This is a genomic window from Streptomyces sp. CA-106110, from assembly GCF_050936285.1.
GTDB lineage: Bacteria > Actinomycetota > Actinomycetes > Streptomycetales > Streptomycetaceae > Streptomyces.
Genome location: NZ_JBNJNB010000001.1, coordinates 6,519,281 through 6,544,158 on the forward strand (window position 1 = coordinate 6,519,281; position 24,878 = coordinate 6,544,158).

The 24,878-nt window shown below is 71.3% G+C and carries 15 protein-coding genes, 1 tRNA gene, 1 rRNA gene, 1 pseudogene and 1 riboswitch; of the genes and pseudogenes, 12 read left to right on the forward strand and 6 right to left on the reverse strand.

Features of this window, described 5'->3' with window-relative positions:
• Nucleotides 1–28: 28 nt before the first annotated feature.
• From ACQEXA_RS30045 to ACQEXA_RS30065, 5 genes are all read left to right on the forward strand, one after another.
• Nucleotides 29–1,177 (forward strand): dihydrofolate reductase family protein, encoded by a 1,149-nt coding sequence (locus ACQEXA_RS30045; RefSeq protein ID WP_433131636.1) that lies wholly within the window; start codon nt 29–31, stop codon nt 1,175–1,177.
• Between the two features lie 107 nt (nt 1,178–1,284).
• Nucleotides 1,285–1,358, forward strand: a tRNA-Met gene (locus ACQEXA_RS30050).
• Nucleotides 1,359–1,503: 145 nt separating this feature from the next.
• A complete protein-coding gene (locus tag ACQEXA_RS30055; RefSeq protein WP_432929681.1) occupies nt 1,504–2,724 on the forward strand; it encodes a PP2C family protein-serine/threonine phosphatase in 1,221 nt (406 codons plus the stop codon).
• Nucleotides 2,725–2,952: 228 nt separating this feature from the next.
• A riboswitch (cyclic di-AMP (ydaO/yuaA leader) is annotated at nt 2,953–3,109 on the forward strand.
• Between the two features lie 11 nt (nt 3,110–3,120).
• Nucleotides 3,121–4,155: a M23 family metallopeptidase gene (locus ACQEXA_RS30060; RefSeq protein ID WP_432929679.1), complete on the forward strand. Its 1,035-nt coding sequence runs from the start codon at nt 3,121–3,123 to the stop codon at nt 4,153–4,155.
• A 180-nt stretch (nt 4,156–4,335) separates the two neighbouring features.
• On the forward strand, nt 4,336–5,280 hold the full coding sequence (locus ACQEXA_RS30065; protein ID WP_432929677.1) for an aldo/keto reductase: 945 nt from the start codon (nt 4,336–4,338) through the stop codon (nt 5,278–5,280).
• Between the two features lie 60 nt (nt 5,281–5,340).
• On the opposite strand, the gene ACQEXA_RS30070 is transcribed toward ACQEXA_RS30065, so the two are convergent.
• The 4 genes from ACQEXA_RS30070 to ACQEXA_RS30085 form a co-directional block, all read right to left on the reverse strand.
• Nucleotides 5,341–6,681 (reverse strand): PrsW family intramembrane metalloprotease, encoded by a 1,341-nt coding sequence (locus tag ACQEXA_RS30070; RefSeq protein ID WP_432929676.1) that lies wholly within the window; start codon nt 6,679–6,681, stop codon nt 5,341–5,343.
• A gap of 62 nt (nt 6,682–6,743) precedes the next feature.
• Entirely contained in the window at nt 6,744–7,604 is an 861-nt protein-coding gene (gene trmB / locus ACQEXA_RS30075; RefSeq protein WP_432929674.1) for a tRNA (guanosine(46)-N7)-methyltransferase TrmB, read from the reverse strand.
• Nucleotides 7,605–7,774: 170 nt separating this feature from the next.
• Nucleotides 7,775–9,022 (reverse strand): L-2-hydroxyglutarate oxidase, encoded by a 1,248-nt coding sequence (gene lhgO, locus ACQEXA_RS30080; RefSeq protein ID WP_432929672.1) that lies wholly within the window; start codon nt 9,020–9,022, stop codon nt 7,775–7,777.
• A gap of 50 nt (nt 9,023–9,072) precedes the next feature.
• Complete coding sequence (locus tag ACQEXA_RS30085; RefSeq protein WP_432929671.1) at nt 9,073–10,494, reverse strand: MFS transporter; 1,422 nt, start codon at nt 10,492–10,494, stop codon at nt 9,073–9,075.
• A 683-nt stretch (nt 10,495–11,177) separates the two neighbouring features.
• Between ACQEXA_RS30085 and ACQEXA_RS30090 the strand changes: the two genes are divergently transcribed.
• The 3 genes and pseudogenes from ACQEXA_RS30090 (at nt 11,178) to ACQEXA_RS30100 (ending at nt 15,641) form a co-directional block, all read left to right on the forward strand.
• The gene (locus ACQEXA_RS30090; protein WP_432929669.1) at nt 11,178–13,262 is read left to right on the forward strand and encodes an asparagine synthase-related protein; all 2,085 of its coding nucleotides are present in this window, start codon (nt 11,178–11,180) and stop codon (nt 13,260–13,262) included.
• A gap of 379 nt (nt 13,263–13,641) precedes the next feature.
• Nucleotides 13,642–15,336: pseudogene (locus tag ACQEXA_RS30095) on the forward strand (BTAD domain-containing putative transcriptional regulator); the annotation flags it as partial.
• A gap of 20 nt (nt 15,337–15,356) precedes the next feature.
• Nucleotides 15,357–15,641, forward strand: coding sequence for a hypothetical protein (locus tag ACQEXA_RS30100; RefSeq protein WP_432929667.1), 285 nt, complete (start codon nt 15,357–15,359; stop codon nt 15,639–15,641).
• Between the two features lie 364 nt (nt 15,642–16,005).
• Here the strand turns inward: ACQEXA_RS30100 and ACQEXA_RS30105 are convergent, their stop codons facing one another.
• Nucleotides 16,006–16,746, reverse strand: coding sequence for a TetR/AcrR family transcriptional regulator (locus ACQEXA_RS30105; RefSeq protein ID WP_432929665.1), 741 nt, complete (start codon nt 16,744–16,746; stop codon nt 16,006–16,008).
• A gap of 380 nt (nt 16,747–17,126) precedes the next feature.
• Here ACQEXA_RS30105 and ACQEXA_RS30110 point away from each other — a divergent pair, with 380 nt between their 5' ends.
• Nucleotides 17,127–18,527: an NAD(P)/FAD-dependent oxidoreductase gene (locus tag ACQEXA_RS30110; protein WP_433131639.1), complete on the forward strand. Its 1,401-nt coding sequence runs from the start codon at nt 17,127–17,129 to the stop codon at nt 18,525–18,527.
• Nucleotides 18,528–18,735: 208 nt separating this feature from the next.
• Nucleotides 18,736–20,388: an ATP-binding SpoIIE family protein phosphatase gene (locus ACQEXA_RS30115; RefSeq protein ID WP_432929661.1), complete on the forward strand. Its 1,653-nt coding sequence runs from the start codon at nt 18,736–18,738 to the stop codon at nt 20,386–20,388.
• 59 nt (nt 20,389–20,447) lie between these two features.
• Here the strand turns inward: ACQEXA_RS30115 and ACQEXA_RS30120 are convergent, their stop codons facing one another.
• Nucleotides 20,448–21,710, reverse strand: coding sequence for an MFS transporter (locus ACQEXA_RS30120; protein WP_433134654.1), 1,263 nt, complete (start codon nt 21,708–21,710; stop codon nt 20,448–20,450).
• Nucleotides 21,711–21,890: 180 nt separating this feature from the next.
• On the opposite strand from ACQEXA_RS30120, the gene ACQEXA_RS30125 reads away from it, so the two are divergent.
• Both ACQEXA_RS30125 and ACQEXA_RS30130 read left to right on the forward strand, forming a co-directional pair.
• Nucleotides 21,891–22,439, forward strand: coding sequence for a MarR family winged helix-turn-helix transcriptional regulator (locus ACQEXA_RS30125; RefSeq protein ID WP_432929659.1), 549 nt, complete (start codon nt 21,891–21,893; stop codon nt 22,437–22,439).
• A gap of 786 nt (nt 22,440–23,225) precedes the next feature.
• Nucleotides 23,226–24,748, forward strand: a 16S ribosomal RNA gene (locus ACQEXA_RS30130).
• Nucleotides 24,749–24,878 lie beyond the last annotated feature (130 nt).

Here is a 24,878-nt window from a genome sequence, read left to right on the forward strand (position 1 = left end):
CCGGATCCCGACCACCGGAGCGCAATCCATGGCCCACCCCTACGTCCTGTTGTCCGCGGCCGTCTCCCTCGACGGCTTCCTGGACGACACTGGCCCCCAGCGGCTCCTGCTGTCCGGACCGGAGGACTTCGACCGGGTCGACGAGGTGCGGGCGGCCAGCGACGCGATACTCGTCGGCGCGGGCACGCTGCGCACGGACAACCCGCGGCTGCTGGTCTACTCCGACGAGCGACGCGCGGCCCGGGTCGCCGCAGGGCTGCCGGAGTACCCGCTGAAGGTCACGGTGAGCGCGTCCGGTGCCCTGGACCCGGACGCCCTCTTCTGGCACACGGGCGGCGAGAAGGCCGTCTACACGACGGACTCGGGCGCCGAGCGGCTGCGTGGATCGCTGCCCGCGGACGTCGAGGTGGTCGCCCTGGGTCCGGACGTGGACTGGCGCGCGGTGCTCGCCCACCTCGGGGACGTCAAGGGCGTACGGCGGCTGATGGTCGAAGGCGGCGGGCGCGTGCACACCCAGCTGCTCCGGCAGGGTCTCGCGGACGAGTTGCAGCTCGTCGTCGCTCCGCTGTTCGTGGGCGAACCGGGCGCACCGCGGATGTTCGGGCCGGGCGCCTACCCGCCGGGACGGATGCGGCTGGTGGAGACACGGCCGGTCGGGGACGTCGTGCTGCTGCGGTACGTGCCCACGGCGCCCGGCACCGGCGCGCTCGCCGCCGCCGCGGACCGGCGCTGGCTCGAGACGGCCTGCGAGCTCGCCGCGCAGTGCCCGCCGTCCCGCACGGCCTTCAGCGTGGGGGCGGTGGTCGTCGCGGCCGACGGTACGGAGCTGGCGCGCGGGCACTCCCGCGAGGGCGGCGACCCCGTGGTCCACGCCGAGGAGGCGGCCCTGGCGAAGCTGGACCCCGCCGATCCGCGGCTCGCGGGCGCCACGGTGTACAGCAGCCTGGAACCGTGCGCCCGCCGTGCCTCCCGGCCCGCGCCGTGCGCCCGGCTGATCCTGGACGCCGGGGTGCGGCGCGTGGTCACCGCCTGGCGCGAGCCGGACACGTTCGTGCGGGCTGCCGACGGGAACGCCGTGCTGACGGAGGCCGGGGCGGACGTGGTGCTCCTGCCGCAGTACGAGGACCTGGCGAAGGCTCCGAACGCGCATCTGCTGTCCCCTTCGACCCGCCCCTGAGACGCCTGCCACGACTGCGTGCACGGGCCGGAATGAGCTGGTGAAAGCGGGTGGGCGTAAACCCGTGCGCTTCACGTCGCGCGTATGGCTTACACTGGTATCACCGACGCGGGGTGGAGCAGCTCGGTAGCTCGCTGGGCTCATAACCCAGAGGTCGCAGGTTCAAATCCTGTCCCCGCTACTGATGGCCGAGGGCCGGAGTCCGAAAGGGCTCCGGCCCTCGGCGTTTCCTCCGTCCGACGCGAGGCCACCGGTTCGCTCCCGGTCCATACCCCGGCCGGCCCACAGCGGTCGCCCTCCGCTCCCCTTCCGTGAAGCCTGGACGCGTGGTGCAGCAAGCAGGCCCGCTGTGGCTCGAGGAGTCGTACGACGACCACGACCAGCCCGGCGGCCGACCGTCCGGCGAACCCGTGCCGGCCGCCGGTGCCGGGGACACCCCGTCATCGCGTCGTGTCGAGCGCGAGAACCGTCGTTTCTTCTGCGCGCGGGCGTTCCTGAGCGCCCTGCCCGCCCTGCTCATCGCCGTCGGGACCGGCTACGACTTCCTCGCCCCGTCGGATGTCACGGCCGGCCCGTTGTTCACCGCCGCGCCGCTCGTCGCCGCGCCGCTCTACACGCTGCGCGGCACGGTGCTCACCGGCGTGGCCGCGGTGCTCGCCGTCCTCGCCGTCCACCTCAGGTTCGGCCTTCCCGGGAGGCCCGACGCGGTCACCGAGATGGGCACTGTCGTGACCGTCGCCGTCCTGGCGGTCCTCATCAACCTGCTCGTCCGACGCAAGAACGAACGCCTCGCCTCCGCCCGGGGGATCGCCGAGGCCGTTCAGCGTGCCGTGCTGCCCGAGCCGGCCCCACGGATCGGCGGGCTGGACGTCGCGGCCCGGTACGAGGCCGCGCAGGCCGGGGCCTTCATCGGCGGCGACCTGTACGCCGTGCAGGACTCCCCGCACGGGGTACGACTCGTGGCCGGCGACGTGCGGGGCAAGGGCATGGGAGCCGTGGCCGCGGTCGCCGTGGTCATCGGCGCCTTCAGGGAGGCCGCCGAGCAGGAGTCGACCCCGGAGGCGGTGGCCCAGCGTCTGGAGCGGGCGCTGTCGCGCGAGGGCACCCGGCGGGACGGACTCGACGCGTGCGAGGGGTTCACCACCGCGGTCCTCGCCGAGATCCCGCACGGCGGTGGGGTCGTCCGGATCGTCAATCGCGGCCACCCCGCGCCCCTCCTCCTGCTCCCGGACGGCACGCTGCGGGTACTGGAGGCCCGTGAGCCGGCGCTGCCGCTCGGCATGGGAGATCTCGGGGTCTGGCCCGACCGCAGTGAGGAGTGGGAGTTCCCGCCCGGGGCGACGCTGCTCCTCTACACCGACGGCGTCTCGGAGGCACGGGACGCGCACGGCGAGTTCTACGATCCCGCCGCCCGACTCGCAGGCCGCGTCTTCCCCGGCCCCGGCGCGCTGCTGGCCGCGGTCACCGAGGAGGTCGCCCGCCACACCGGCTGCCGCGCCACCGACGACATGGCCTTGCTGGCCGTGCGCCGGCCCGAGCGCCCTTGACGGGTGACGCTCGGTGGTCGAGCGGTGCCCCTGCGCATAACAACTGATACACCGTCAACACTTGTGAGGTATATGAGGCGTGGCCAACTCGCCCGTTTTGGGTCGGTCATGGCATGAAAGTCCTGGCCAAGTACGTCAAGGATCTGTTCAACAGCTTGGAATCCGGGCTCCGCGTCTATTAACGTTCGATAACGCAGCGCGGTCGTCCCAGCCGTCACAAGAGGCGGCTCCGTGCGCATGCCGAATCCCGCAAGGGAACCGGGGAACCACCAACTTGGGGTGAATCGGGCGTATACCGCCGCGGAAGCACGGCCGGTATACGCGCGTAGGAGACCTTCCTCTCCGAACCCGTCAGCTAACCCGGTAGGCGAGACGGAAGGAAAGGAGTGCGCCCACGTGGCGTCCAACCCGCCTGCCCAGAGCACCTCGTCCGCTCCCAACGCCACTCAGACGTTCGGGTTCGCACCCGGCGCCGAGGAGGGCACTTGGGAGGAGTGGAACCCCACTGAGGAGTCCCTCCGTCCCGTCCGCGGCCGGCACCGCGTCGGCAAGCAGCGCGGAGGAGGACTCGCACGCAGCTCCACCGTTCTGGGCGTCGGTGTGATGGCCGCCGTCGGCGCGGGCGGCATGGCCACCGCGCAGACCGGCAAGCCGCCGGTGTCCATATCCATGCCGGACCTCTCCTCGGTCACCGAATCGGCCAAGGCCCTCATCGGCCAGGACACCGCCGCCCCCAAGGGCTCCGCCACCCCTCTGAGCACCGCGGGCGTCTCCACCGCCGACGCCGCCGCGGGCACCAAGGACGCGGGTGAGGCGCTGCGCACCCGGATCATCCAGCAGGCCGAGGCCCAGCAGGACCGGATCGCCGTCGAGGCCGCCCGGGCCGCCGAGGACGCCGCCGCGCAGAAGGCCGCCGCCGCGGCCAAGAAGGCGCAGGAGGACGCGGCTGCGAAGGCCGCCGCGGACAAGCAGAAGGCCGCGGAAGAGGCCAAGAAGAAGGCCGAGGCGGAACGGCTGGCGGAACTGGCCAAGCAGTTCACGCTGCCGACCTCCTCCTACACCCTCACCTCCCGCTTCGGTGACGCCGGCGCCATGTGGTCCTCCGGGTACCACACGGGCCTCGACTTCGCCGCTCCCACGGGCACGCTCATCAAGGCGATCCACAGCGGCACCATCACGGAGGCGGGCTGGGCCGGATCGTACGGCTACCGCACGATCCTGACCCTCGACGACGGCACGCAGCTGTGGTTCTGCCACCAGTCGTCGATCAGCGTCAGCGTGGGCCAGAAGGTGACCACGGGCGATGTCATCGGCCGCGTGGGCGCGACGGGCAACGTGACCGGGCCGCACCTGCACCTGGAGGTCCACCCGGGCGGCGGCGACGCGATCGACCCGATGGCATGGCTGCAGAGCAGGGGCCTCAACCCCTGACGGTTCGGGCGGGCCCTCCGCGGCCCTCCCTCCCCGGCTCCGGCAGTCCTGACGTAACCCCCCCACGTCAGGACTGCCGGTCGTGGTCGTTCCGGGTCGGAATATGTCGATCCGGTTGTTTACGCGAATTTTGCTGCGGTTCCGGAAGGCGCCCGTCCGGTACGGGCGTTGGGATTGAGCATGACTTCTCTTCGCAAGCTCGGTTCCTCCGACCTCGAGGTCTTCCCGCTCTCTCTCGGCGGCAACGTCTTCGGCTGGACCGTCGACGAGGCCGAGTCCTTCGCGGTGCTCGACGCCTATGCGGCGGCGGGCGGCAACTTCGTCGACACCGCTGACTCCTACTCGGCCTTCGCTCCGGGCAACAAGGGCGGCGAGTCGGAGACCATCATCGGCAAGTGGGTCAAGGCGCGCGGCAACCGCCCGGACGTCGTCATCGCCACCAAGGTCAGCCAGCACCCGGAGTACCAGGGCCTGCGCGCCGCCAACATCAGGGCGGCGGCCGACGCGTCCCTGCGCCGTCTGGACACCGACTACATCGACCTCTACTACACGCACTTCGACCAGCCCGAGGTGCCCGTGGAGGAGATCATCGGCGCACTGGACGAGCTGGTGAAGGCGGGCAAGGTGCGTGCCATCGCCGCCTCGAACATCTCCCCCGAACGCCTCCAGGAGTCCCTCGACCTCTCCGACCGCGAGAACCTCGCGCGGTACGTGGCGCTGCAGCCGCACTACAACCTGGTCTCGCGCGACACGTACGAGGGCGCGCTGGAGGGCGTCGCCTCCCGCGCCGGTCTCGCGGCCGTCCCGTACTACTCCCTCGCGGCCGGATTCCTGACCGGCAAGTACCGGCCGGGTACGACGGTGGACTCGGCGCGTGCGGGGCGGGCCGGCGAGTACCTGAAGTCGGAGCGAGGACTGCGCGTGCTGGCGGCCCTGGACGAGGTCGCGCAGGAGCGGGGCGCGGAGATCGCGACGGTGGCCCTGGCGTGGCTCGCGGGCCGGCCGACGGTGGCGGCCCCGATCGCCTCCGCCCGCACGCTGGAACAGCTGCCGGCCCTGCTGGCGGTGGGGGACCTGACGCTGACGGACGACGAGGCGGCGAAGCTGACGGCGGCGTCGGCGTAAGGGCCGCCCGCTTCCCCCATCGTCCCCGCGGGTCCGGCGGCGCCGAGCCTTCCGCGACCGCTACGAGCGGTACGGGTTGTAGGTGGGATACGGCGCCGCCGGACCGTAGGGCCCCGGCCAGTACGCCGGGGCGTACCCGTAGATCGGTGGGACCTGCGGTGTCACCACCGGCGGGGCCACCGGTGTCGTGGCCCGCGCGGCGTACGCGAGCGCCGGCCGTGCCACCGACCGCCGCGCCCACAGCTCGTCCAGCAGTTCCCGTTCCCGTACGACGAAATCGGCGTCGGCCCGGCCCCGGCGCCCCCGGTGGCGCAGGAACGCGAGCGAGGTGGCGTACGCCTCGTATTGCGCCACCGAACGTGCCGCGGGCTTCCCGAAGTGGTGGCGTGCGTACTCCCGGGCCAGCCGCCGGGCCCGCATCGAGCCGAGGACGAACGGTTCCACCGGGCCCAGCCACCCGGTGACCGCGTACACCGGCAGCTCCTCCCGCACGGTCCGCAGCTCCCGCTGCCGCGTCCAGACGACCAGCCAGGTCAGCAGCGCGAACGCGGGCACCATGAACGACGCGTAGACCGCGAAGAACCCGTAGTCGCCGAATGCCGAGGACCCGTTCCACATGGCGTGCATGCCCATCGCGAGCAGCAGCCCGACCAGCGGCAGCAGGACCCGGCGCAGGTGCTTGCGCTCCGAGGTGAGGGCGGCGATGCCGAAGCCGATGCCGGTGAGCACGGTGAACAGGGGATGGGCGAAGGGGGACATCACCACGCGGACGAAGAAGGTCGCGGCGGTCACGGAGGCGAGCCCCCGCTGCCCGCTCAGCTCGTCCGTGCCGAAGGCGGTGCCCAGGTAGAGGATGTTCTCGGTGAAGGCGAAGCCGGTCGCGGTGACCCCGGCGATCACCACGCCGTCGACGATCCCGGTGAAGTCCCGTCTGCGGAAGAGGAAGACCAGCAGCACGGCCGCGGCCTTCGCGGACTCCTCGACGACGGGCGCTATGACGGTCGCACCGAGGGTGTCGGCGCCGTGCGGGTCGGCGGTGGCGGTCGCTATCCATTTGGTCGCGAAGCTGTTCGCGACGATCGCGATGAGCGCGGCCGCGCACGCACCCCAGGCGAAGGCGAAGAGCAGATTGCGCCACGGCCCCGGTTCGACCCGGTCGAGCCAGCGGAACGCGGCCACGAGCAGGGGCACGGGCAGCACCGCGAGGCCCAGCCCCACCAGGAAGCCCTTGGTGCCGGTCTGCTCCCGTACGAGGGCGAGGATGACGAGCCCGGAGAGCGTCAGCAGTGTGATCGACGCGCCGTAGCGCACCCACCGCCTCTGCCACCAGTGCGGGTGCCCCAGGGTGCCTCCACCGGAGTCGCCGGCCGGATGCGACAGGTACGGGGGAAACGTGGCCACGGCATCGACCCTAACGAGGAAGGGGCGCCGCCCGCGACGGGGCCTGGTGAGGGGCCCGCGGCTCAGTCACCCGCGGAAGGCTGGTCCCGGTGCTGTACACGCCGGAAGAGCAGGTCGTTCACCACATGACCCTTGTCCAGCCCCTGGCCCTCGAAACGGGTCAGCGGCCGGAAGTCGGGACGGGGCGCGAAACCGCCGTCGGGCTGTGTGTTCTCGAACTCCGGATGTGCGGTGAGTTCCTCGAGCATCTGTTCGGCGTACGGTTCCCAGTCCGTCGCACAGTGCACCAGCCCGCCGGGCCTGAGGCGGGTGGCGGCGAGTGCGAGGAACTCGGGCTGGATGAGGCGCCGCTTGTGGTGGCGCTTCTTGGGCCAGGGGTCGGGGAAGTAGACGCGCAGCCCGTCGAGCGAGTCGGGTGCCAGCATCTCGCGGAGCAGGATGATCGCGTCGCCGTTGCCCACCCGGACGTTGGTCAGCCCGCCTCGGTCGGCGAGACTCAGCAGGTTCCCCTGGCCGGGGGTGTGCACGTCGACGGCCAGGATGTTGGTGGCCGGGTCCGCCGCGGCCATCCGCGCGGTGGCCTCGCCCATGCCGAAGCCGATCTCGAGCACGACGGGGTCCGTGTTCCCGAACAGCTCCGCGAGATCGACGATCCGCTGCCCGTCGATGTCCAGCCCCCAAGCGGGCCACAACCGCTGCAGCGCGTCCGCCTGCCCGGCCGTCACCCGGCTGCGCCGTGGCTGGAAACTGCGGATCCGGCGCTCGAAGTGCGACCCGGCCGGATCGGCCATCGGCCCGTCGGGGAAGCGCGGCTCGCCCTTGGCCCGGGCAGGCCGAGGGGACGCTCCGGCGGCAGGGGTGAGGGGTCCGCGGGGGGCGATGACGTGGTGGTCTTCGGAAGCGAAGTCGATGGACTCAGACACAGTGGGACCAATTTTACGGGCCGATGCGGCCCGGTCGGTCGAGTCCGTCCACGGCCGCGGGCGATCGTGCCGTCCGGTGCACATGAGGGCAGGCGTGGGCGCCGTGGCGACACCCGCGAGCACGGGCCCGTGAACCGGACCGTCGTCCCTGCTTGGTGCCGGGCAGCGGCTCACCCTTGGTCCAGCCCGGCCAGCACCCGCCGTGCCACCTCCCGGCCGATTGGCAGCGAAGCGGTGGCGGCGGGCGACGGAGCGTTCAGCACATGGACCGTCCGCGCGCCCTCACGGATCAGGAAGTCGTCCACCAGCGTCCCGTCCCGCAGCACGGCCTGCGCCCGCACCCCGGCCGCGGTTCGTACGAGGTCGTCCTCGCCGACACCCGGCAGCAGTCTGCGCACGGCCCGGGTGAACGCCGCCTTCGACACCGACCGCCGCAGCTCCCCTGCCCCGTAGCGCCAGTGCCGCCTGGCCATCCGCCACGCGCCCGGCCAGGCCACCGTCCCGCCCAGCTCCCGCGGCTGTACGACTCCCCAGCCGTACCCCTCGCGCGCCAGCGCAGGCACCGCGTTCGGCCCGATGTGCACCTCTCCGTCGATCCCCCGCGTCAGATGCACCCCGAGGAACGGAAACGCCGGGTCCGGCACCGGGTACACCAGGCCCCGCACCAGCTCGGGCCGCCGCAGCGCGTAGTACTCGCCCCGGAAGGGCACGATGCGCATGCCCGGGTCGTCACCGGTCAGCCGGGCCACCTCGTCACAGTGCAGCCCGGCGCAGTTGACCAGAACGCGTGCGCGAAGGACCGTTCCGTCGTCTGTGCGCGCCGCGACCCCGAGGGAAGGGCGCCGGTCGATCTGCACCACCTGCGCGCCGTACTGGATCTCCGCCCCCGACGCCTCGCCCAGCTGCCGGGCGACCGCCACGTAGTCGCAGATCCCGGTCGTGCCCACATGGATGGCCGCAAGGCCCTGCACCTCCGGCTCGTACTCCGAGATCTGGGCGGCGCCCAGCTCCCGCACCGGAATGCCGTTCTCCCGGCCGCGCTGGATCAGTCCGTGCAGACGCGGCAGCTCCTCCCGCTCGGTGGCGACGATCAGCTTGCCCGTCACGGCGTGCGCGATGTCGTACTCCGCGCAGAACTTGACCATCTCGGCGGCGCCCCGCACTGCGTACTGCGCCTTGAGGGAGCCGGGGCGGTAGTAGATCCCGCTGTGGATGACCCCGCTGTTGCGCCCCGTCTGGTGGCGGGCCGGGCCTGGCTCCTTCTCCAGGACCGTCACCCGCGTGCCCGGAGCGGCACGTGTGATCGCATAGGCCGTCGACAGGCCGACGATTCCGCCTCCGATCACCAGCACGTCGCAGTCATAGGCGATCTTCCGCACCTGCTTCACCTCCCGGTCTTCGATAGTGCACTGCGCCACTGACAATGCCCTCAAACCCGGGAGACGCCCGGCGATGCGCGCGGGCGGACTCAGGCGGGAGCCATCAGCAGCGGCCGTGCCCGCTCCCGCAGCTCCGCCACGCGCGGTTCGTCGCCGTACGGCTCGAGCCGGTGCAGCAGGTCGCGCACGTACTCCGTCGTTCGCGCCGACGATATGCGCCCGGCGACCTCCACCGCACGCACCCCTTGCTCACACGCCGCGTCCAGGTTGCCGGACTCCAACTCGGCGACCGCCGACACGACCAGGCGCAGCCCATGGGAACGGACGAACTCCTCCGTCGGCCGGGAGAGGGCCTGCTCGGTGAAGCGGCGGACCTGACGGGGTGCCTTGAGGTCCCGATAGCACTCGGCGGCGTCGGCCGCGAAACGGTCGTAGGAGTAGAAGCCGAGCCACGTCGGGTCGTTGTCGCCCTCGCGGGCCCGCTCCAGCCAGCCCTCTGCGGCCTTCAGGGCCGCGCCGGCCGCCTGGGCGTCGCCAGCGCGCGCGTGCGCCCGTGCCTCGACGAGACGGAAGAAGCTCATGGTGCGCGCCGTGGCCAGACCGCGGTTGCGCTCGAGAGCGGCCTGGGCGAGGTCGACACCCTCGTCGCCGAAGCCGCGGTAGGTCGCCTGGAGCGACATGGACGCCAGGACATAGCCCCCGAGGGGCACGTCGGCGGCCGCGCGCGCGAGGCGCAGCGCCTGGATGTAGTAGCGCTGGGCGGCCTCCTGCTGCCCGGTGTCGAACGCCATCCAGCCGGCCAGCCGGGTCAGTTCCGCGCTCGCCCCGAACAGCGCCCGGCCCACCTCGTCCGAGTACGAGCCGAGCAGCAGCGGCGCCGCCTCCACCCGTAAGCACTCGGGCACCATCGAGGAGCGCCAGTCGCCGCCCCCGTACTTGGAGTCCCAGCGCCTTGCGTCCTCGGCGGCCTCGCGGAGCTTCTGGACATCGCTGTGGCCGACCTTCAGCGGTGCGCCGGACCCCTCGCCGAGGCCGGGATCGCGCGCCACCGAGCTGTCGGCCGGGGTTATCAGCCAGCGGGAAGCGGGGGTTGCATAGGCGCTCACCGCGAAGGATCCGGCCAGCGACTGCCAGATGCCGCCGCCGGCCCGGCGCCCGGCGAGGTCGAGGCGGTACAGCTCCGTCGCCGACTTCACCGCCTGTCCTACGTCCCGGGGGAAGGCCAGGCCCACCTCCGGTGCGGGATCCGCGTCCGCCAGACCGATCTCGTGGAGCGGTACGGGGCGGCCGAGCTTCTGGCCGATGGCCGCGGCGATGAGGTGCGGCGCGGCGCCCTGCGGCACCATGCCCTTCGACACCCAGCGCGCCACCGAGGTCTTGTCGTAGCGAAGAGTCAGACCGCGCTGGGCGCCAAGGTCGTTGACGCGCCGGGCGAGGCCCGCGTTGCTGATTCCCGCGAGGGCGAGAACGGCGCCGAGTTTTTCGTTCGGCCCGCGTTGCTCCCTGGACATGCGCCACCCCTCGACACAGACGGCTGCCGCGGCGATGGCATAACCGCGCGGCATTCGTAAACCCAGCGTAGTTCGCCACATCCCAAGCGTTAAGGGGCTTAAATCCGGATGGCGGGATTGTGGTCCGCACCTCAGCACGGAGGGTTGCGGCGTGCTACCGGCGTGTGGCTGTGCGCCCGTCCGTGCGCTCTACTCCGGCCACCGGGACGGCGGTTCCATGGGCTCTGCGTGGGTCGGCCCGCTGTACTGGATCCAGTGGGCTGGGGGATACCGCCGCCTCCATCCCCGCAGGCGGCGGACCGGTCCGGGAGGCGAACTCCGCCTCCCGGACTGTGCGTTGCGGGAGGCCTGTACGGAGCGTGCGCAACGCAGCTCTCGCACAGTCGATTTGGCTGAAAACCGACCCTGGTTCTCAAGGGCGATCAAGCCTCCTACCACTGCTCTTGGGGGCGCGAAGGGCGTTTTCGGGGAGCGTTTCGGGGGCGCATTCACGTCGCTCCCACCCGATGTTCTCCGTCCGACCACGGTGTCCGCAGGGGGAGTTCACCGGCTCGCGGAAGTTTCCGCAAGGGCGCATTCCGGGGCGCGCAAGCCGTGGCAGACCCCCTCCTCCAGGCACTCTTCGTGGCAGCATGGACGCGTTCCTGCGGTGCACTGGTTGTCCACAGCCTGTGGAGGCGTCGATGCGGTGGTTGGTGGGATGGAGCAGCACCGCCGCGGGCGTCGCCGAGCCCGGCGCCGCCGGAGCCACCGGATACGACGGCGAGACCTTGCACCCGGTGGGCTCCCAACTCCTGTGGGGAGACCCCGATCCGCTGTGGGTGGTCGGCGACTGGCGTCCCGACGAGGTGCGCGTCGTGAAGGCCGACGCACAGACCCGGATCGCGGTTCTCGGCACGTGCGGTGCCTCCGACGAAGAGCTGCGCCTCAGCCTGTTCGCCGCGCGGGGAGGCGCGCTTCGCCATCTGACCGCCTGGTCCGGCGGCTACACCGCCGTGGTCCAGGTGGGGCGCAGGATCACGGTGTGCGGCGACCTCGCGGGCGCACGGCCGGTGTTCTACACCCCATGGGCGGGCGGCACGGCGTACGCGACCGCGGCGCTCCCCCTCGCCGACCTCATCGAGGCCAACCTGGACTTCGGGCACCTGGCGGCCCTCCTCGCCGCCCCCGAGGTCCCGGCCGCGGTGCACGACTCGACCCCGTACGACGGCGTCCGTCGCATCCCGCCGGGCCACGCGCTCATCCTGCGCGCGGGATCGCGTGAGATCGCCGGGTACGAGCCGGTCGCCTCGCTCGCGGTGGCGGCGCCCCCCGCGGATCCGGCCGCCGCGGTGGACGCGGTGCGCGACGCCCTCGTTGACGCGGTGCGCGCGCGGCTGGCGGCCCCTCGGCACGTCCCGGGCACTGACATCGACCCCGGGCCCGTCCCCGGCATGGGGCCGGCGGAACGCAGTGGCGCGCGCGGGGTGCCGGTTCCCGGGATCGGCGCCGACCTCTCCGGCGGACCCGCCTCCGGCACGCTGGCGCTGCTCGCGGCCGGGCTGCCGGGGATGCCCGGCACGGTCCTCGGGCACGGCACCGGCGCGGGCGAGCGCCTGCTGGCGGTCACCTTCAACGACCTTGCCGTCAGGGGCCGCGAGGCCGAGCTCGAGCGGGCCGGCACGCTGGCGGCCAACCCCCGCCTGCACCACGTCGTGGTCACCGGCGGCGAGGAAGTGCTCCCATACGCCGACCTGGAGGGCCCGCTGACGGACGAACCAAGCCCGTCCCTGGTGACGGCGGTCAGGCACCGCGCCCGGCTGGCCGCCGGCAGCGCCGACCACTTCACGGGCTACGGCGCACGGCAGGTCCTCGACGCGCACCCTGCCCGGCTCGCGGACCTGCTGATGGACCGCAAGCGGCGCCATCTCGTGCGCCCCTTGGCCGCGTTGACGAAGGCGGACGGCTCGGTGCTGGTCCCCGCGCGCGTGTACGGCGCGGCACGGAAGCTGGCCCGCACGCCGTACCGGGCCGGGGTCGACTCACTCGCCGACCGGCTGATGCAGCGGCGGTTCGACGAGCCGGGGGGCGCCGTGGGCGCCTCGCTCGCCGCGCTCACCTGGGCGAGACCTGGGCCGGCGGCGCGCTGGCTGACCGGTGAGGCCCTGGCTGAAGTATCGGTTCGCCTGCAAGGAGCCGCAGGTCGGACGGGGGTGGGGCCCGGGCAGCGGCCGGGCGATTTCCGCGCGCGTGCCGCGTTGGCGAGACATGCGGCGGATCTACGGGTGCTGGAACAGGCCGTCGAGATCCGCTCCCAGCGGCTGCACACGCCGTTCCTCGACAACCAGGTCGTCCGCGCCTGCCGGGCGCTTCCCGAGGCCCTGCGGGTGCAGCCGGGAGCGCGGGCGGCGATTCTGCGCACCGTCCTCGAGGGCGCGGGCGTCCGCGGTCTGCCGCCCGGCTGGGGCGCCCCCTCGCACGCGTCCTCGGCGGCGGCGGCCCGCACGGGCCTGCGCGTGTCCGCCGACTCCCTGACGGCCCTGTTCGCCACACCGCTGCTGGCGGAGGCGGGACTGGTGGAGGCCCGCGTGGTCCGCAAGGCGGTCCGCGCCGCCGCGGACGGCGAGCCGCTTCCCCTGGACGGGCTCGCGGACCTGGTCTCCCTGGAACTGTGGCTGCGCCGCCTGCTGGCCCGCCGAGGCACCTGCTGGACAGGCACCCCGGCCATGGCCCGCGCGGTCCCGGCGGGCATCTCGCCACAGGGGCGTGCGTTGGGGGCGGGGGCGTAGGGCGACGGTCGGGCGGGGTGCTTTGACTCGTCGGTGGGGCAGCCGGGTGGTGTGGTGCCCTGGTGTTTTCGGAGCGCTCGGATGGCATCTGTCCACAGGGCCGCGCCTTGAGGGCGGGGCGCAGGCCAAGCACCGGGCGGTTGCCGGCGTGGCGCCTCGCCGCGTCGTCGGGATGGCCGGGCCCGGGCTCGGGTGGTCCCAGCGGGTAGCCCGCCGCGGGGGTGCGCGTCGAGGCGGGGCGTGGGCCCACGATCGAGCAGTGCCTGGTGCGGCGCCCTGCCGCGTCGTCGGAGTACCTGGGTACGCCGTCCCCCGACCGCCCTGCGGCTCGCCGTGGAAACCGTGTGCCTCGTACCGCCGTCCCAGGGAGAATGGGCCGGTGCGGTACAGGATTCTGGGCGTCGCCCAAGCCGAGGACGAACGGGGAGTCCCCGTACCCCTCGGCGGCCCCCGTGTCCGCACCCTGCTCACCGCGCTCGCCCTGCGCCCCGGCCGCACCACCGCCCGCGGCACCCTGATCGACGAGGTCTGGGCCGACGACCCGCCGCTCGACGCACCGGCCGCCCTCCAGGCCCTCGTCGGACGTCTCCGCCGTGCCGTGGGCCGGGAGGCCGTCGATTCGGAGCCCGGCGGCTACCGGCTCGTCGCCGACCGCGAGGCCGTGGACCTGTTCGTCTTCGAGGACCTCGTCCAGCGCGGCACCTCGGCCCTCGCCCGCGGCGAGGCGGACACCGCCGCCCGCGATCTGCGCGAGGCCCTCGCCCTGTGGCACGGTCCCGCTCTCGCCGACCTCGCGGACCGCGGCGCCGCGGCCCGTCCCGAGGCCCTCCGCCTGACGGCGACCCGTTCCCGCGTCGAGGCCGACCTGTGCCTGGGCCGCGCCCCCGACGTCGTGCCCGAGCTGACGGAACTGACCGCGGCCCATCCGTACGACGAACCCCTGCACGCCCTCCTCATACGAGCCCTGCGGGCCACGGGCCGCGGCGCCGAGGCCCTGGCGGCGTACGAGAGCGTGCGCCGCGCGCTCGCGGAGGGACTGGGAACCGATCCGGGGACGGAACTGCAGGCACTCCATGACGAGTTGCTGTCCCAGCAGCCGTCCACGTCCACGCCGCCGCCCGCGCGTAGCGGCCCCTCTCCGGCGGGCTCCCGCGCCGTCCGCACCGGCAACCTCCGTCCCCGCCTGAACTCCTTCGACGGCCGGGACCCCGAACTCGACGCCATCCGCTCCGATGTGCGCACGGCCCGCCTCGTCACCCTCACCGGACCGGGCGGCTCAGGGAAGACCCGTCTCGCCGAGGAGGCCGCCGCCGGGCTGCCACAGGCGTGGCTGGCGGAACTGGCCCCGCTCGACCGGCCGGAGGCGGTCCCAGCCGCGGTGGTCAGCGCCCTCGGCCTGCGCGAGACCGTGCTGATCACCAACGAGATGGCGATGCCGCAGGACGACCCGGTCGCCCTGCTGATCGAGTACTGCGCACCGCGCAGCGAACTCCTGATACTCGACAACTGCGAGCACGTCATCGACGCCGCGGCCGAGCTGGGGGAGACCCTCCTGACGCACTGCCCCGGGCTCACGATCCTCGCCACCAGCCGCGAACCCCTCGGCGTGCCCGGCGAGGCCGTCCGCCCCGTCGAGCCCCTGCCGCCCGACCCCGCGCGCCGGCTCTTCCTGGAGCGCGCGGCCGCCGTGCGCCCCGACGCGCGCGCCGTCCACGACCAGGCGGCCGTCGACGAGATCTGCCGCCGTCTCGACGGCCTCCCGCTGGCCATCGAACTGGCCGCCGCCCGCCTCCGGGTGCTGACCCCCCGGCAGATCGCCGACCGCCTCGACGACCGCTTCCGGCTCCTCACCTCCGGGAGCCGTACGGTGCTGCCCCGCCAGCAGACCCTGCGCGCGGTCGTCGACTGGTCCTGGGACCTGCTCGACGAGCGCGAGCGCAATGTGCTGCGCGAGGTCTCCGTCTTCGCCGGCGGCTGGGACCTCGCCGCGGCCGAGGCGGTGTGCACCGGGCCCGCCGCGGAGCTCATCGGGTCGCTCGTCGACAAGTCCCTGATCGTCGCGACCCCCTACGAAAAGGACTGCGCCAGGCCCTGGTGAGCGGGTGCGCGGAGTCGGTGACGGCGGGGCTGCTGGAGATGGCGGCCAATGTTCTGGGCAGCATGGGCGCGCACTCCTGCGCGGTCCGGCTGTTCGGCGCGGCCGACCACTGGCGCGGAGCGTCCGTACGTCCCGAACCCGAGCGGACCCGGGCCGAGCGCACGCAGGCCGCGGCCCTTGAGGCCCTGGGACCGGCCCGGTTCGGCGCCGAGCGCGCCAAGGGTGCGGCGTTCACCACGGACGATGTCCTGCGGGAGCTGGCGCGGGCAGCCACGGAGTGAGCCGGCTCCGTCCTCCTGGCGGCTGAGCCGCGACCCGGCCCCGGCCGTGAGCCTCGCCGCCGCATGCCGCGCCTCGCTCCCGGAAGGACCCGTACCGAGCCACTCGCCGGCGCGGACACCCGCGCGGCCGCCCCACCGGTACTCCGACCGGGGAGCGGCCAACGCGGGCGCCGCACACAGCAGATCAGCGGAACGGACGGCGAGGGTCGTCACAGCGTCCGGCAGACGGACCCGGCCTCCGGCCGCCCGCATGCCCGGCAGCCGTCGTGTCGGAGCCACACCTCGTCACACGGGCCGCGCACTGCCCCGCCCGCGCATCGGAGGCCGTCGCCGGAGCGGCCCCGGCACCTCCACCCCGTCCGCCTTACGCCGGACGGGACCGCAGGCCGTCCAGGAGGATGTCGAGCAGCCGCGCCGAGGCCGCCGCCTGTTGGGCGGCGTCGGGCAGTGACGGCGCCGCTGTCGCGATCACCAGCAGCACGTCCGAGACGGTGACGTCCGCCCGGAGCTCACCCGCCGTACGGGCCCGCTCCACGAGCTGTCCGACGACCTCCAGCAGCGTCGCCGCACCCGCGTCGTCCGGCTCCGGCTGCTGCTCGACGAGCCGCAGCTCGGTGGCCTGGGAGCGCTGCAGCGGAACCCGCAGCTCGTCCGTCCCCTGAGCGTCCTCCTCGAGGACCCCCACCTTGAGCACCTGCGGCGGCAGCAGCCGCCCCGCACCCGACGCCACCGACGTCCGCAGGAAGCGCGCGAGCGCCGACCACGGCTCGTCCTCCTGGCCGAGCGCCGCCCTGGCCTGGTCGGTCAGCCGGGAGGTCTCCTCCTCGGCTATCCGCCGCACCAGGACGTCCTTGCTCGGGAAGCGCCGGTACACCGTGCCGACGCCGACCCTGGCGCGCCGCGCCACGTCCTCCATCGGCGCGCCGTACCCCAGCTCGCCGAACACCTCGCGCGCCGCGCGCAGTACGTGCTCCAGATTGCGCTGTGCGTCCACGCGCAACGGCGTCGTCCGCGAACTGTCCCCGCGTCCGTTCCCCGCCGCGCTCACCACGCCCGCCGGTGCGACGGCGGACGCGGACGACCAATGAGAGTCCTGAATATGCATAAGCGATCCCCCGGTAATGACGTCTCCCCCCGGAGACTCTCCCGCGCCATTGGAAGCCGGAGCGTACGGAACAGGCGTCGTACGTGAGCGGATCCGCCCGTCGCGGACCCCTCGAGTGCATCCCCCCTACACTCCGTCGACACGAACATAGTTGAGCAGGAGTCAATTCAGAAGGGGCAGGTTCCGCACGGAGCGCCCCCCGATCGGAGTACGGGGCGGTTACGTCCCGGTTGCACCCCCTAAGTTCACCCTGCCCCCACCCGCTGACCTGCGGTTCTTCTCCGCACTCGGGCAATTCGGCCAACTCTGCCTGGCGCCGTCGTCCGGTCACACAATTTGCCGGGGCTGTGGACAAACTCAAGAGTCGGGTGCGTCATGGGATGGTGACGGCTGCAATCCATCGGGGGACGCCCCCCGACCTCCCGAAGTGTGTGCGCATCCTCATCGTCGGCGGTGGCTACGTCGGTCTGTACACGGCCCTGCGCCTGCAGCGGAGACTGAAGGCGGAACTCGCGCGGGGCGAGGCGGAGATCGTGGTGGTCTCGCCCGATCCGTACATGACCTACCAGCCGTTCCTGCCCGAGGCCGCCGCCGGCGCCATCTCGCCGCGCCATGTGGTCGTCCCGTTGCGCCGGGTCCTGGAAGGCTGTCATGTGGTCATCGGCGAGGCCATGGCCATCGACCACGCCAAGCGCACCGCCACCGTCGCCACGCTCGCCACCGAGGAGACGGGGCAGACGGAGCAGCTGTCGTACGACGAACTCGTCCTCGCCCCCGGCTCCATCTCGCGCACGCTCCCGGTCCCCGGTCTCGCCGAGTACGGCATCGGCTTCAAGACCGTCGAGGAGGCCATCGGCCTGCGCAACCACGTCATCGAACAGATGGACATCGCCTCCTCCACCCGCGACCCCGCGATTCGCGACGCGGCCCTCACCTTCGTCTTCGTGGGCGGCGGTTTCGCCGGGGTGGAGGCGCTCGGCGAGCTGGAGGACATGGCCCGCTATGCGGCGCGCTACTACCACAACGTGAAGCCCGAGGACATGAAGTGGATCCTTGTGGAGGCCACCGGCCGTATCCTCCCCGAGGTCGGTGAGGAGATGGGCCGCTACACGGTGACGGAACTGCGTCGCCGCAACATCGACGTACGCCTCGAAACACGCCTCGAGTCGTGCGCCGACCGGGTGGCCGTGCTGTCGGACGGCGCGCGCTTCCCGACGCGCACCGTCGTGTGGACCGCCGGCGTGAAACCGCACCCGATCCTCGCGGCCACCGATCTCCCCCTGAACGGGCGCGGCCGTCTGAAGTGCACCCCGGAGCTGACCGTGGATGGCGTCACGCACGCGTGGGCCGCGGGGGACGCGGCCGCCGTTCCCGACGTCACCGCCGCGGAGCCCGGCAAGGAGACCGCCCCCAACGCGCAGCACGCGGTGCGCCAGGCCAGGGTGCTCGCCGACAACATCGTGCGCGCCATGCGTGACCAGGCCCTGGAGCCGTATGCGCACAAATACGTCGGTTCGGTCGCGTCCCTGGGGCTCCACAAGGGTGTCGCACACGTCTACGGGCGCAAGCTGAAGGGCTATCCTGCGTGGCTCATGCACCGCGTGTACCACCTCAGCAGGGTGCCCACCTTCAACCGCAAGGCGCGGGTACTGGCCGAATGGACGCTGGCCGGGCTCTTCAAGAGGGAGATTGTCTCCCTCGGTTCACTCGAACATCCCCGTGCGGAGTTCGAACTGGCGGCCGGTGGAAAGCATTCTGGTGACCCGAAGGAGTCGTTCTGACCGGACCGAGGAACTCGGCCGAAGGGACCGACGTCTGACGGATGTCGGTCTGTTCGGACAGACTGGTCCACGACCCAGGGCGGGCCGACCCTCGCCCGGACGCATCCACCAGGCTTTCCCCACTGTGCCGTACCCCCGGGGGGCAGGCCCCGGACCCCCGACCGGGTCCGGAGCCGGTCGGCGACGACAACGACGAGGCAAGGAATCGGTGAACTTCACCCGCTGGAGCGCCCGGCTCCCCGGAACGCAGCGCCGCGCAGCAGCGCGGACCGAGCAGGCGGTCGCTCAGGACCGGCGGGAGGAGGGCTCCGTGCCCGCTGCCCGCGTCGAGCGGCTCACCGACGGCATGCCGGGCGTACCCGCCGTCGACGGGCTTCCGGTGCGCGAGGTCATCGACCGCATCCCGGCCCTCGTCGCACTGGTGCACGGCCCCGACCATCGCATCGCGTACGTCAACAACGCCTATGCGGCGGCCTTCGGACCCCGGCCGGTCGGCGGAGCCGCCCGTGAGGCGCTGCCCGAGCTGGACGAACTCGGCCTCCTGCCGCTCCTGGACCAGGTGCTGCGCAGTTCCAAGCCACGTACGGTCAAGTCCCGCAAGGCGGCCGACGGCCGTTCGTACACGTTCACGTGCACCCCGGTGGACGTGCCCGGCGACAAGGCCAGAGGCGTGCTCGTCTTCGCCGCCGACGTCACCGACCACGCCGAGGCCGCCGAACGGCTGCGCGCCAGCGAGCGCGAGCAGCGCGAGACCGCCGTGACCCTCCAGCGCTCCCTGCTGCCGCAGGAGCTGGAACAGCCCGACGATCTGCGCATCGCCGCCACCTACCAGCCGGGCGGTACGGAGGCCGCGGTCGGCGGCGACTGGTACGACGTCATCACCCTCGGCGGCGGCCGCACGGCGCTGGTGATCGGCGACGTAATGGGCAGAGGCGTCCGCGCGGCGGCCGTGATGGGCCAGTTGCGCACGGCCGTGCGCGCCTACGCCCGACTGGACCTGCCTCCGCACGAGGTGCTCCAGCTCCTCGACGGCCTGGCCGCGGAGATCGACGCCAACCAGATCGCGACCTGCGTGTACGCCATCCACGATCCGAACGAGGGCCGGCTGGTGTACGCGTCGGCGGGCCACCTGCCGATCCTCGTCCGCGACGAGAGCGGAGCGGTCCTGCGCGCCGACGAACCCACCGGCCCGCCGCTCGGCACCGGCGGCTGGGTGCACACGTCGGGCTCGGTGCCGCTCGGTCCCGGTTCCACGGCCGTCCTCTACACGGACGGTCTGGTCGAACGCCGGGACGCCGACCTCGACGAGGGCATCGAGGCCCTGGAGAGGGCGCTCGCAGGCGCCACGGGCACGCCCCAGGTGATCTGCGACCGCCTGCTGCGCTCGGCGGGCGTCACAGCGGACCACGACGACGACGTGGCGGTCCTGGTCCTCCAGCACCCGGCGCGCACGGGCTCCGACGGCGACCTCTTCCGCAATGCCGCGCTGGAACTGCTCGGCGGAGTGGAGGCGGCTCCACGCGCGCGTGCCTTCGCCTCGGGGGTGCTGACGAGCTGGCGGTTCCCCACGGATCTGCACGATCTCGGCGTCCTGGCGGCAAGCGAGCTGGTCGCCAACTCCTTGCAGCACGGCATCCCGCCGATGAGGCTGCGCCTCAGGCGCACGGACCGACGCCTGATCATCGAGGTGACGGACGGCGACGACAGTCTGCCGCGCCGACGCCGCGCGGAGCCGGCGGACGAGGCAGGGCGGGGCATCGCCATCGTGGCGACCATCGCCTCCAACTGGGGATCGCGGCGCACGCCCGGGGGCGGGAAAGCGGTGTGGTGCGAGTTCGCGCTGCCGCGGGGCGCGGGCTGAACGAGTGAGCGCCGGACGGGCGGAAGACCGGCCCGTCCGGCGATCTGGGCGCCGTGCGGTCAGGCGTGCGTCGCGGCGGGCTCCATCGACGCACCGCCCTGTGCCACCACCAGGCTCCGCGCGGACGACGCCTGGTCCTGGGCGGGCGTGAGCCGGCGTCCGAGCCGGATCGCCAGGAAGGTGATGCCCAGCGAGCACAGCAGGAATGTCACCACGTACGGTGCGGGCAGCGACGCGGCCAGCGGACCGCCCACGGCAGGGCCCACGGCCAGGGCGAGCTGCTTCACCAGGGCGAACGCCGAGTTGTACTGGCCGGCCATGCCCGTCGGCGCGAGATCGGCGACCAGCGGCGCGAGCGTGGGCGACAGCATCGCCTCACCGAGCCCGAACAGCGCGTACGTCGAGACGAACACTGCCGTCGCCATGCTCTGGCTGCCGTGGCCCAGCCCCGCGAACGCGGCGGCGGCCCACGCGACGGCCCAGATGAGACCCACGGCCGCGATCACCCGGGACCGCCTCCGCCGCTCCACGAACTTCAGCACCGCGAACTGCGCCACCACGATCATCATCGTGTTCGCCGCCAGCGCCGTACCCAGCGCCGACGTCGAGATACCGGCCGCCACGACGCCGTAGGCGCTCAGCCCCGACTCGAACTGTCCGTAGCAGGCGAAGAACAGCACGAAGCCCAGCACGCACAGCTGAACCATGGCCCGGTTGCCCAGCAGCTGCTTCCAGCTCGCCCGGCCGGCGGACGGCGCGGCGGTCCCGACGTTCGGCGCGTGGGGCAGGCGTACCGTCGCCATGATCACGACGAGCAGCAGGAACATCGCGGCCTCGATCGAGAACAGGAGCGTGAAGGAGGCGGCGCGCTCGGCGTCGACGAGATGGCCGCCGATCAGACCGCCGATCCCGAGGCCGAGGTTCTGCAGGAAGAACTGCATGGCGAAGTCCCGCGACCGGGTCGCCGCGGTGGAGCAGTCCACGATCATCGTGGCCAGCGCGGGCTGCATGACGGCCTGTCCGGCGCCCAGTACGGCCGCCGACGCCAGCACGCTCGCCGCGCTGCTCGCCAGTCCCAGGCCCATCGCGCCGACCGCGGCGGTGATCAGGGCGGCGATCAGCACCGGAAGCGGACCGCGCCGGACGATGGCCCGCCCGGCGAACGGCAGCACCACGAGCGCGGCCACGGCGAAGACGGCGAGCACGAGACCCGCCGTCATGGCACCGAGAGCCCGCACCTGCGCCACGTAGACGTACAGATACGGGACGGTGAAGCCGAGGCCGAACGCGCCGAGCGTGTTGCCCACATGGATCCGGCGCATCGCCGCGCCCGTCGCCCTGGTCACGTTCACCTGCCTTGTGTAGAGGGCACGCCCAGGACCGACCCGTACGTCTTAATCCTGAAAGCGATTAGCCCTGAAGACTTCGAAGCTAAAGTTAGGATCTAAACAATACACCTCGAAGGACTTCGACGCCAAGGGACCGCGTGCCATACTGCGGCCATGGGCGACAACCCCGGCTGCAGCGAGCCGACCCTCGACGAACAGATCGCCGCCTACCAGCGCGAGTTCCGGGACCTGGACCCCCAGGTCGAGAAGATCGTCTCCGCGCTGTCCCGGCTCAACCGCCGGATGCACGTCGCCTACGGACGCCAGACCGCGGCACTCGGCATCAGCAACGCCGAGTGGGAGGTCCTCAAGGCGCTCGTCCTCTCCGGCGCCCCCTACCGCATGGGCCCGAGTGAGCTCGCCAAGCGGCTCGGCCTGACGCCGGCCGCGATGACCCACCGCATCGACCGCATGGTGAGCGAAGGGCTCGTCACCCGTGAGCGCGACGAAGCCAACCGGGTCCGCGTGATCGTGGAGCTGACCGCCGACGGCCGCGAGAAGTGGCTGGAGGCGATGCGCCTGGCCTCCGGTTTCGAGGAGGACCTCCTGCAGGACCTCTCTCCGGAGGAGCGCACCATCCTCGGCGAGGCCCTGACCCGGCTGCTCCGCCGGGTGGAGCACGCCCAGCCGGACGCCGGCGGCAGGCTCACGGACCTCGACTGAGATGAGCCGGGGCACTCACCCATTCGGGGACTCACCGAGGCGCCGGATTGACACCGGAATGTCCGCATCGTACGTTTATGCAGCCGCTGCGGCGTGAGACCGCCCCCTGGCAGGGACGGGTGCAGTCGCAGGGGCTCGAAAAAATCTTGCGATGAGGGGTTGACTGCCCCTTGCTCGATCCGTAAAGTTCTTCGAGTTGCCACGAGGCCGTAACGGTCCTCGGGGCCACCTCCGCCGCAGCAGCGGCAACCAAACCAACCAGCACGATCTCGCAACGGGATCAATTTCGGCGTGTCCGAATTTCGATTCCGCTGGGTCATGGCGACTTTGCGCCGGTCGAGTTCACCTCGATTTGGGAATCGCCGGAGAGATCGGCTAAGGTTTGGGGCGTCGGAACGGCCAACGGCCAGGAAGACAGCCCCGGTTGACAGGGGGTCAGGTCCGAAGAGAACCAAGGGATCTGATAAAGTCAACAAAGCCGGAAGGCCGAAAGGCCGGAAAGCAACCGAGGAAATCGGGTCGAGAAAAGATCTGATAGAGTCGGAAACACCGAAGGGAAGCGCCCGGAGGAAAGCCCGAGAGGGTGAGTACGAAGGAAGCGTCCGTTCCTTGAGAACTCAACAGCGTGCCAAAAGTCAACGCCAGATATGTTGATACCCCGTCCGTCGGAGATATTTCCGATGGTCGTGGTTCCTTTGAAGAATACACAGCGAGGACGCTGTGAACGGTCGGATTATTCCTCCGACTGTTCCGCTCTCGTGGTGTCGCCCCGATCACGGGGAAGCATTCACGGAGAGTTTGATCCTGGCTCAGGACGAACGCTGGCGGCGTGCTTAACACATGCAAGTCGAACGATGAACCACTTCGGTGGGGATTAGTGGCGAACGGGTGAGTAACACGTGGGCAATCTGCCCTGCACTCTGGGACAAGCCCTGGAAACGGGGTCTAATACCGGATACGAGCCTCCTCCGCATGGTGGAGGTTGGAAAGCTCCGGCGGTGCAGGATGAGCCCGCGGCCTATCAGCTTGTTGGTGAGGTAACGGCTCACCAAGGCGACGACGGGTAGCCGGCCTGAGAGGGCGACCGGCCACACTGGGACTGAGACACGGCCCAGACTCCTACGGGAGGCAGCAGTGGGGAATATTGCACAATGGGCGAAAGCCTGATGCAGCGACGCCGCGTGAGGGATGAAGGCCTTCGGGTTGTAAACCTCTTTCAGCAGGGAAGAAGCGAAAGTGACGGTACCTGCAGAAGAAGCGCCGGCTAACTACGTGCCAGCAGCCGCGGTAATACGTAGGGCGCAAGCGTTGTCCGGAATTATTGGGCGTAAAGAGCTCGTAGGCGGCTTGTCACGTCGGTTGTGAAAGCCCGGGGCTTAACCCCGGGTCTGCAGTCGATACGGGCAGGCTAGAGTTCGGTAGGGGAGATCGGAATTCCTGGTGTAGCGGTGAAATGCGCAGATATCAGGAGGAACACCGGTGGCGAAGGCGGATCTCTGGGCCGATACTGACGCTGAGGAGCGAAAGCGTGGGGAGCGAACAGGATTAGATACCCTGGTAGTCCACGCCGTAAACGGTGGGCACTAGGTGTGGGCGACATTCCACGTCGTCCGTGCCGCAGCTAACGCATTAAGTGCCCCGCCTGGGGAGTACGGCCGCAAGGCTAAAACTCAAAGGAATTGACGGGGGCCCGCACAAGCGGCGGAGCATGTGGCTTAATTCGACGCAACGCGAAGAACCTTACCAAGGCTTGACATACACCGGAAACATCCAGAGATGGGTGCCCCCTTGTGGTCGGTGTACAGGTGGTGCATGGCTGTCGTCAGCTCGTGTCGTGAGATGTTGGGTTAAGTCCCGCAACGAGCGCAACCCTTGTCCCGTGTTGCCAGCAGGCCCTTGTGGTGCTGGGGACTCACGGGAGACCGCCGGGGTCAACTCGGAGGAAGGTGGGGACGACGTCAAGTCATCATGCCCCTTATGTCTTGGGCTGCACACGTGCTACAATGGCCGGTACAATGAGCTGCGATACCGTGAGGTGGAGCGAATCTCAAAAAGCCGGTCTCAGTTCGGATTGGGGTCTGCAACTCGACCCCATGAAGTCGGAGTCGCTAGTAATCGCAGATCAGCATTGCTGCGGTGAATACGTTCCCGGGCCTTGTACACACCGCCCGTCACGTCACGAAAGTCGGTAACACCCGAAGCCGGTGGCCCAACCCTTGTGGAGGGAGCTGTCGAAGGTGGGACTGGCGATTGGGACGAAGTCGTAACAAGGTAGCCGTACCGGAAGGTGCGGCTGGATCACCTCCTTTCTAAGGAGCATCTAGGTCTCGTAAGAGATCCAGAGCCACTACGTCGGCGAATGACCGACGGTGGTCAGCTCATGGGTGGAACGTTGACTACTCGGCACACTTGACCTGCTCTGGTTGTTAGTACTGCTTC